The sequence below is a fragment of the Clostridium puniceum genome (assembly GCF_002006345.1).
GTDB lineage: Bacteria > Bacillota > Clostridia > Clostridiales > Clostridiaceae > Clostridium > Clostridium puniceum.
The window spans coordinates 1-9,081 of sequence record NZ_LZZM01000028.1; the positions used below are offsets into that span (position 1 = coordinate 1).

At 26.7% G+C, this 9,081-nt stretch carries 9 protein-coding genes and 1 pseudogene; 6 read left to right on the top strand and 4 right to left on the bottom strand.

All coding sequences use genetic code 11. From position 1 onward, the window contains the following. Window positions 1-181: 181 nt before the first annotated feature. On the top strand, window positions 182-1,423 hold the full coding sequence (locus CLPUN_RS02455) for a dockerin type I domain-containing protein (RefSeq protein ID WP_077845792.1): 1,242 nt from the start codon (window positions 182-184) through the stop codon (window positions 1,421-1,423). A gap of 286 nt (window positions 1,424-1,709) precedes the next feature. Here the strand turns inward: CLPUN_RS02455 and CLPUN_RS02460 are convergent. From CLPUN_RS02460 to CLPUN_RS29520, 3 genes and pseudogenes are all read right to left on the bottom strand, one after another. After that, window positions 1,710-1,901: pseudogene (locus CLPUN_RS02460) on the bottom strand (manganese catalase family protein); the annotation flags it as partial. 18 nt (window positions 1,902-1,919) lie between these two features. Beyond that, window positions 1,920-2,171 (bottom strand): spore coat protein CotJB, encoded by a 252-nt coding sequence (locus CLPUN_RS02465; protein ID WP_077845794.1) that lies wholly within the window; start codon window positions 2,169-2,171, stop codon window positions 1,920-1,922. A 12-nt stretch (window positions 2,172-2,183) separates the two neighbouring features. After that, window positions 2,184-2,372 (bottom strand): spore coat associated protein CotJA, encoded by a 189-nt coding sequence (locus CLPUN_RS29520; protein WP_423237274.1) that lies wholly within the window; start codon window positions 2,370-2,372, stop codon window positions 2,184-2,186. A 349-nt stretch (window positions 2,373-2,721) separates the two neighbouring features. Here CLPUN_RS29520 and CLPUN_RS02475 point away from each other — a divergent pair, with 349 nt between their 5' ends. The 5 genes from CLPUN_RS02475 to CLPUN_RS02495 all read left to right on the top strand — a co-directional run bounded on the left by CLPUN_RS02475 (window position 2,722) and on the right by CLPUN_RS02495 (window position 8,888). Then, window positions 2,722-2,946: a hypothetical protein gene (locus CLPUN_RS02475; protein WP_077845795.1), complete on the top strand. Its 225-nt coding sequence runs from the start codon at window positions 2,722-2,724 to the stop codon at window positions 2,944-2,946. A gap of 122 nt (window positions 2,947-3,068) precedes the next feature. Next, window positions 3,069-3,488 (top strand): hypothetical protein, encoded by a 420-nt coding sequence (locus CLPUN_RS02480; protein WP_077845796.1) that lies wholly within the window; start codon window positions 3,069-3,071, stop codon window positions 3,486-3,488. An 837-nt stretch (window positions 3,489-4,325) separates the two neighbouring features. Then, a complete protein-coding gene (locus CLPUN_RS02485) occupies window positions 4,326-5,195 on the top strand; it encodes an AraC family transcriptional regulator (RefSeq protein ID WP_077845797.1) in 870 nt (289 codons plus the stop codon). 635 nt (window positions 5,196-5,830) lie between these two features. Next, window positions 5,831-7,096 carry an N-acetylmuramoyl-L-alanine amidase family protein gene (locus CLPUN_RS02490; protein ID WP_077845798.1) on the top strand — a complete coding sequence of 422 codons (1,266 nt, stop codon included), beginning with the start codon at window positions 5,831-5,833 and terminating at the stop codon, window positions 7,094-7,096. A 958-nt stretch (window positions 7,097-8,054) separates the two neighbouring features. Next, window positions 8,055-8,888, top strand: coding sequence for a PHP domain-containing protein (locus CLPUN_RS02495; RefSeq protein ID WP_077845799.1), 834 nt, complete (start codon window positions 8,055-8,057; stop codon window positions 8,886-8,888). A 53-nt stretch (window positions 8,889-8,941) separates the two neighbouring features. Here the strand turns inward: CLPUN_RS02495 and CLPUN_RS02500 are convergent, their stop codons facing one another. Further along, window positions 8,942-9,079 (bottom strand): IS3 family transposase, encoded by a 138-nt coding sequence (locus tag CLPUN_RS02500; RefSeq protein WP_077845801.1) that lies wholly within the window; start codon window positions 9,077-9,079, stop codon window positions 8,942-8,944. Window positions 9,080-9,081: the final 2 nt, after the last annotated feature.

Sequence of the window (9,081 nt, forward strand, 5' to 3'; positions counted from 1 at the left end):
ATGTATAGCTCCTTGCTATCATTGTTGTGTGGTAACTCAATTATAACAAGGATTTATCATAAATGTTTTTTTATTTTTATTCAGTTGTAAAATTATTCAAGCATTTTTGCACTATTATAGTAACTATATATATTGTGTAAAATATGGTAAAATATAAGAAAAGATAAGGAGGCGTAAGATAATGAGTAAAAAGAAAAATATCCGATTATCATTTGTTATTACTGTAATGATTTTATTCACTTTTGGCAATACACAAGCATCAGCTACAAGTGATACGATTATTAGTCCAACTAATAACATGTTGCATTATGAAGGCAGAATTGATAAATCTAATCCTCAAGCAGTAAAGCTTCTATGGGAAGGATCTATAATTAAGGCAAACTTTGAAGGGACTTCATTAAAAATGCAGTTAGAAAACAGTTCTGATAATTACTTAAATGTAATTATCGATAATAAATTAACTGTTATTAAATGTCTCAACGGGGATAACCTATATACTCTAGCATCAGGAATGGAAGATAAAATTCATTCAGTTGAAATTTTTAAACGTACTGAAGCTGGAATTGGGGCTGTTAATTTTAAAGGGTTTATTCTAGACAGTGGAAAACAACTTGCTCCATTTAATGAAACAAAAAAATTACAAATTGAGTTTTATGGTGATTCAATTACTGTTGGTGCTTGTGATGAAGATACTGGTTATGACCAATGGAGTAATTATTATACACACAATAATTATATGTCATATTCAGCAATCACTGCAAGAGAGTTAAATGCAGAATATATGTGTACTGCTGTGAGTGGTATAGGTCTTACTCATGGTTTCCAACCATATAGCATGCCTCAAATTTGGGATAGAATTGCCTATGACCCCAATAGTACTCCTTGGGATTATAATTCATGGCAAGCAGATTATGTCGTTGTTAATTTGGGTGAAAACGATAAATCTTGTGGTATTGTAGGAGATTTTACTAGTGAATATGTAAAATTTATTAAGAATATCAGAGAAAAATACCCAAATGCTTTAATATTCTGTGTTGCAGGACCAATGGGGGCAGGACAAGATCAAACTATGCTCAATTATGTTTCATCTGCTGTTAGTACACTAAATTCATCTGGAGATAATAAAGTCTTTTTCCATAAATTCAGTCAAAGTTGCAGTACACATCCACGAGTAGAAACAAACATTGAGGTTGCGAAAGAATTAGTTGATTTTATAAATTCAACTAATTCAAACATGTCAACAATTCTATATGGGGATGTGAATGGAGATAAAAAAGTTGATATGTTAGATTATATGGCATTACAAAAATATGTATTTGAAGGAACAGGTAATATAAATAAATTAAATTCAGATATAAATAAGGACACAAGAATTAATACAGCAGATCTTTTTAAATTAAGAAAAATGATTTTAGAATATTAGAGTGTAAATAGCATGTCCATATATTCGCGACTTCAATCATGAGTTAGGACATGCACAAGGTTATTACATAATAAATTATTAAATCAAAAAATAATAGTCTAAAATTTGATACTAGTTCGTTATAATTTACATTGTTGTGTATTGAAAGATGTGGGTTATTTTGTAATTATTCATATTACTTATTAAAATAAGTGTATTAAGGATAAAATAATTAGTAATTAATTATGTTCGTTTTTTCTTCTAGTAATATTTATGGATATTGTTTTTACCTTTACGTCATTGGAGCATCAGTTCCCACATCAGTTAAAATTGCTTTAGCCTTACCAGTTGGCATTGTATAACGTTGATCTAAATATCTAAGGGCAGCACTTAATTCTCCATCCGGACCACCATATTGAGTTATTAAATATTTTGCCATATTAAGATCTTTACATTTAAGATTTACTGGATATTCTAAGGTTTTTACATAATACCACATGAATTTTTACTCCTCCTATTAATAATTTTCCCATGGCCATGGTTGCTCAACCCATGCTTTGGGGTTTTCTACAAAAGCAGAACCAAAGTTTGTTAATGGGCCAAAAGCTTTTTCATAGTCATGAACTAAGCTAGTTAATTTACAAGATACTTTGTCATAATCTTCTCTAGCATTTTTGTCATTAGGAAAATTATCAAGGTATAAGTTAAGGTCTACAGCACAAAACTGATACATCATTATATTTATTAAGCTATCATTACATGGACACATAATAAATCACCTCTAACATTTATTTTTTTTGCAGTCATGATCATGTTTATGATCATGATATGGTCTATAAAGATCTTTAAAGATTGTTCCCATTAAAAATCCTTCTTTGCATGAAAACAAATTTTCATATTTTTGAGGTAATATATATGCGCGTGCATATTCTTTTGATTTATGCATGCAATCATCTTTTTCCTTACACATATACATATCTTTTGATTTATGCATATAATCATCTTTTTCCTTATACATATAATCATCTTTTTCTTTATACATATACATCTTTTTTGATTCGCTCATAGAGTAATCATGTGGTTTACACATACAGTCATCGTGTCTGTACATAAGTTTTTGCTCCTTTATTTTGTTGGTCACTTAATAAATAATTTATGAAATATTTCAACAAAATGTGATAATAAAATAAAACTATTTCGATTATCTCTTTATTAATTACATTATTTCTTTTATAGCCAGATTAAATTGCGCTTGTAACTTATATAAAAATAAAATATAATGATTGATATTATCAACTATTATAGAAAGATGCTTCAATATGGATAAAGAAGAAATGATTAGAAAAGAACAGAGATTTTTAACTTGCGAGTTGAAGAGATTAAATATAATCGTAAATATGTTGAAAAGCCTTGGGTGTCAAATTACAGGTGATGCAATGGATTTTTATAGACAACCAGTAATACCAATAAGAATAAATAAATCTAATTTTACTAATGCAGGCAAAAAAGGAAAATATTTTAAGATAGAGATGATGAGAAAATGATTTTAAATATTTTCATACTACAAAAATACATATTAACTAATAACTCATTATATATTTATTTGTAATAGGTAGAAGGAATATCACTATTTTTGTATAATTAATATATAGAAAGAGGTGATGATATGGGTTGTAATCAAAATCTATGGATTGAAAATTATGTACATAGTTTATGTCCTCTAAAAATTACTAAGGAAAAAGTAGAGGAAGAAATAAAAAATATAGTAAATTTAATGAATAATCTATTTAAGAATCAAGACACTGACAATCATGTTGAATTTATAGAAGGAGAAAATACTATAATATTTCCAGGTAGAAAGTCAGATATTTTTATAATGTATAGTGTAGATACTCAAAATAATGAAGTGAAAATTATGCAGCATAAAAAGCGAGAATTGAGCAGTGAAATTAAAAAAACAATATTAATAAATTGTAAGTTAGACGAATATTTAGTCAAAGATGAACCTTCTATAACAATGGATGAAATGCAATTTGATTGTTTAAGAGATTCTATTAATTATGCATTTAGTAAAATATTAATTTAATAAAAAAACATATATTATATAAAATGCAATTAGAAAACAAGCTGGAGATTATTATTTTCATAAAATATAGATTCAATTTAAAGATTTAATCTATGTTTTATTGCATTGTCGAAAAATAATTATTAAATATAATAAAATAATATGGAATATTTTGTAGAAATATATTAATATATAAATATACAAAAGATGTGGATACCCATTTATCCAAATACTCCATATAATTTTCTCTCCATTAAAATTATATGGGATGCAGTCATTAAATTGGCTGCATTTTTTATATAATAATGACGAATATACTATAAGTTAACTAAACTACTAATAAGTAACGGTAGTTATTTAGCTGGGTAGATACAAAGGTAAGTGCATTAATAAAAAGAAGCCGCCAGTAGTCTAGAGATATTGTAAACTTGCAAAGAAATTTTGAAAATTTACGATACAAAGATATATATAACTAGGTTATAGACAAAAGGACATACATTAGAAAAGAATGCAATTAGCAAGAGTATAAAAAATAAATTGATTAATATGAGGGCATTTATTGTGAAAGAAGTAGAGAATAATTTATATAAAATAAAATCTTATTTTAGGGAAAATATAAAATTAGAGAACAGTGAAAAATAGATAAATATTTACAACAGAATTATATGATAAAAATAATTTGAAGGTAATATAAAAAAACTAGAGAAGATAAAAATGTAGAACTAAAAATGTTTGATACTATTAGGCAATTTATTCTTAATTAAAATTAATATAGTATTTGATTAGACAAATCCAAGCAAGGCAGGATAGGAAATAACATTTATATTTTAGTAAAATTTATAAATGGAGGTGAGAAAAATGGATTTTATTCAAAACTTACAAAGAGCAATAGATTATATGGAAGAGAATATATTAGGAGAAATTACTTATGAAGATGTTGCAAAGCATATTTATGTATCAAGTTATTATTTTCATAGAACATTTAGTTTAATAACTGGGATTACAGCAAATGAGTATATTAGGAATAGAAGATTATCCATGGCAGGTCAAGAGCTATCTATATCAGATGTTAAGGTAATTGATATTGCATTAAAATATGGCTATGAATCGCCTGAAAGTTTTACAAAGGCATTTTCCAGATTCCATGGTATTACCCCTAATGTTGCAAAACGTGCAGGCATAAAGTTAAAATCTTTTAATCGCCTTCTTATTAAGATTAAATTGGAAGGTGGTACTGTTATGGATTACAGAATTGAAAAAAGACAACCATTTAAATTATTAGCTAAGGTTGAAAAGTTTAGAAATGAATCAATTTCAGAAGAGAAAAATACTGAAATACCAGACTTTTGGAACGAAAGTGGTAAAAATGGAATATTTGATGTGTTAAAACAAAACACTAGTAAACATGATGTTTATGGAGCTTGTGCACCTATATCAAAGGAAAGCACACATTTTGATTATGGAATTGGTATGGAATTTAGTGGTGGTAATGTACCTGAGGGATATACAATATGGGAAGTAAAACACACATTGTGGGCTGTATTTAAATGTATAGGTGAAAATGTAGAATGTATAGAGGAAACATGGGGAAAAATCTTATCAGAGTTTCTTCCAGGTTCAGAATATAATATGATTGATGATATTGATTTTGAATTGTATTCACAAGAAAATAAGGAAAATTGTTTTTGTGAAATATGGATTCCTGTTGAGAAAAAAACATCTGTATAGTTGCTATTAGATATTAGCATAATTTCGACTTTATAAATTAATATAAATAACCTATCTAAATATTACAAATTCATTTTCAATAAATATCATATTTGAATAGGTTAGATTTGATGCAGCAAATAATAAGAGATTGTTTGAAAATTGACCGATGTTAAATTTTCAATGTATGCTATATATTTATAATTGTAAGTCGTATTAAAAGTAAAGAGATTTATATATGTTTGAATTTAAAAGTTTTGATTTGCTAACAGATGGTGAAATTGATTTAAAACTAGATGTTAAAATACCATCAAATGATATTAAAGATATATTTTATAAATATAGTTCTATTTAATAAAAATTTATATAACAAATATCTAAGTTGGAATACTGTATTATTCAGAAATGAATTTACAGTGTTTTTTATTTATAAATTTGTAATTAATCTTACACATATACATATATTTTGATTCAGTAATAAAGTCATAGTTTCTGTATATAAGTTTTTACTCCTTTATTTTGTTGGTCATTTAACAAATAATTATCGAAATATTTCAACAAAATATATCGATAATGTTAAAAAATATTAGTTAAGGAAACGTACAGGTTTATATGATAAATTAACTACATAAGGTTAATTGTGGAGGAATGTATTAATGAATAAAAATATAAAAAGAATAGTCGCAATGGCATTGGCAATTAGTGGTATTTCAGCAGTTGTACCTGCTACAAATTTCAATTTATTTACTACAAAGGCATATGCATCATCTGATGATGCTGATACATTAGATAGTTTAGAATTGTTAGATGAAGATGATGACAGTATAGATCTTTATGAGGATAATGATTATGAGGAAGAGATAGACAGTGATGAAGTAGAAGAAGGTAATACTTATTATGCAGAAACTTCATCAGATACAGTTCATATTGATGAAATTGATGGTGCAGATCAAGATAATGTGAGAATATTTAAAGGAACCTCTGAAACAGCTTATGAAATAGGAGATGATATTTCACTTTCATCAGACACAACAACACTTAAAGTAAGAATATATGAAGAGGCTTATGATGACTATGATGATTCTAACTATAATGAATATGAAGTCAAAGTGGAATATATAGGTGATGACGACGATGATGAAAATGACGAAGATACATTAGATAGCTTAAAATTATCTAATGCAGATGGTGATACTATAAAATTATATGAAGATGACAATTATGACGAGGAGGCAGATGGTGATGAAGTAAAGGAAGGCTATACTTACTATGCTAGAACTTCATCAGATGAGGTTGAAATTGAAACAGAAGGTCCTGATGCTAGCTATGTTAAGGTGTTTAAGTCAACATCAGATTCGGCTAAAGGTATAGATCCAGGGGATAGTATTTCTATAGCAGGAGATAAAGTTCTTACCGTAAGAATATATAGCGAGGAACCAGATTCGGATATAACATATGATGAAGATGATGATGTTATAGGCGAATATACAATAGAATTAGAATATGATGATGAAGATTTAACTAATACAAGTAGTGAAATTGTAGAAGAAACTACTGAAACATCAGTAACAGATAGTACTGTAATAACTAATGTAGTAAGTACTATTGCTACAGCAAATCAATGGGTACAAGCTAATGGAAAATGGCAATATAATGATGCTATTGGTAACCCGATAAAAAATAATTGGTTTTTTGATAGAAACTTAGGAAAAAGTTATTATCTACAAGCAGATGGAAACATGGCTACTGGATGGTTAAGCAATAATTCAAAATGGTACTATTTGGGACCTGATGGAGCTATGAAAACAGGATGGCAATTAGTAGATGGAATTTGGTATTATTTAGATTCTCAAGGGGTAATGGCTTCTAATATCACAATTGATGGATATAAATTAGGTGCTAATGGAGCTTGGATCAAATAAAAATTGCACAATAATATAGTAGTTTAAAATAATTTCTTTAGATGTAGGTTAAATATTAATGTTTAACTTACATCTTTTTGAAAAAATTAGACAAGTTGTCATATAAAAGAAATGGAATTAAAACAAAAAAGAATAATTATAGTAATACTTTGCTTATATATTTAGATTTTTTTTATAGAGATATAAGCAAGAGTGGAATTTTGGATAATATAAAATATCAAGAATTTATTTAAAAAAGGTGTCTAAATAAAATGTTATGTATTAGGACAATCTGATTTTTAGTTGTGATTTGTTTTAATAATAAATATAAAGTCGAGGGAGTAATAATAATTCCCCCCCAGACATTTATATTTTACCTTTAAAGCATCTCAAGAGACGATAATTATAAAAATTCATATATTGCAAAATTATATTACATTGTTAAGTATGTTTTACATTCAATTAATTTTTGCAAGTTACTTAATAAAATCTGATTTATGTCAATTTAATAGAAGTATCTTTTTTATATTAACATCAACAATTTCTTAGGATTTTAATAAATCGTCCGATTTATTTTCAGTTATTACTTTTATAATATTTAATAATTTTTCTTAGCCACTATTTTCAAGTATAGTATTATTGGTGTTTTTTTCAAAGAAGTAATTTATTTGGATGATGAATTAACATTATCATCTGCTAATACTCCAATAGTAAGTGGACATAATAACATGGATAATATAATTCCTCAAATTTTTTAGCACAAAAACCCCCTCTCATATTAAAATTAATGATTTTTAAGTATCGTTCAACTTCTTATTATATTCTAATAAGACTTTATGAAAGGATAAATGTCATAATTGATGAAATTTTTATAAAAAAATGTTGCTAAAATATGATATAATTGATTCAATATAGTCTAACATTTCGAAATAATAATGTCTGTAGGAGATTAAGGCTTTATAAAAAAAGGAGTGGATTTATGTTTAATAAAGGAGATTTTCATATTCATTCTAATTTTTCAGATGGGAAGTTTGCTATTAGAGAGCTCTTAGATTTATATAAAAAAAATGATTATGATATAATTTCAATAACAGATCATGATACATTAGAAGGATGTAGTGAAGCTATAGAGTATGGGAAAATGATAGAATTAAGAGTGATAACAGGCATTGAGATATCTACAAAACATAATGGTGAAGATATTCATATATTAGGTTATTTTAAAGATAAAGATTGTAGAAAAAAAGAAATGCTTGAATTTGCAAAGATAAAAGAACAAGATAGAATAAGCCGTTGCAAAACAATTGTAAGCAGTTTGAAAAAATATTTTGATATAGAAATTAATGGGGAAGATGTACTCTCAAAAAATAAAGGAATGATCGGTAGACCTCATATCGCAAAAGAAATTATTAAGTCGGGATATGAAACAAATATAGAAGATGTTTTTAAAAAATATTTGGGGAATGATAGTCCAGCATATATTCCAAGCTCTATTTTATCTGTACAAGAGGGAATTGACTTATTAAGAAATAATAATGCAACTATAGTATTAGCCCACCCAGTACTTATAAAAAAGACAAATGTTCAAGATTTGTTAAGTGATTTTAAATTTGATGGCATGGAAGCTATATATGGTTTAAATACACAGCGGGACACTGATAAATTTATAGATATGTGCAAACAAAATAAACTTTTAATTACTAGTGGTTCAGATTTTCATGATTTTAATATATCAAGTCATTCAAATATAGGAGATATATCTTTAGATAGTAAAAATATAGAAAACTTACTTAAATATATTGAAAGTAAATAATATTGCAATAATGAACTGCACCCTGTCAAGTAGACAGATTAAAAAATTAAAATTTAAGCCGATAAGGTCTGATTTCGATATTCAATTGGAGTCAGACCTTTTAAATTTTTCTGTAGCCTTTTTGTATTATAAAAAACTATGTATTCATCGATTGCTTGTTCCAGTTCTTCATATGTATAAAACTTTTGCAGAT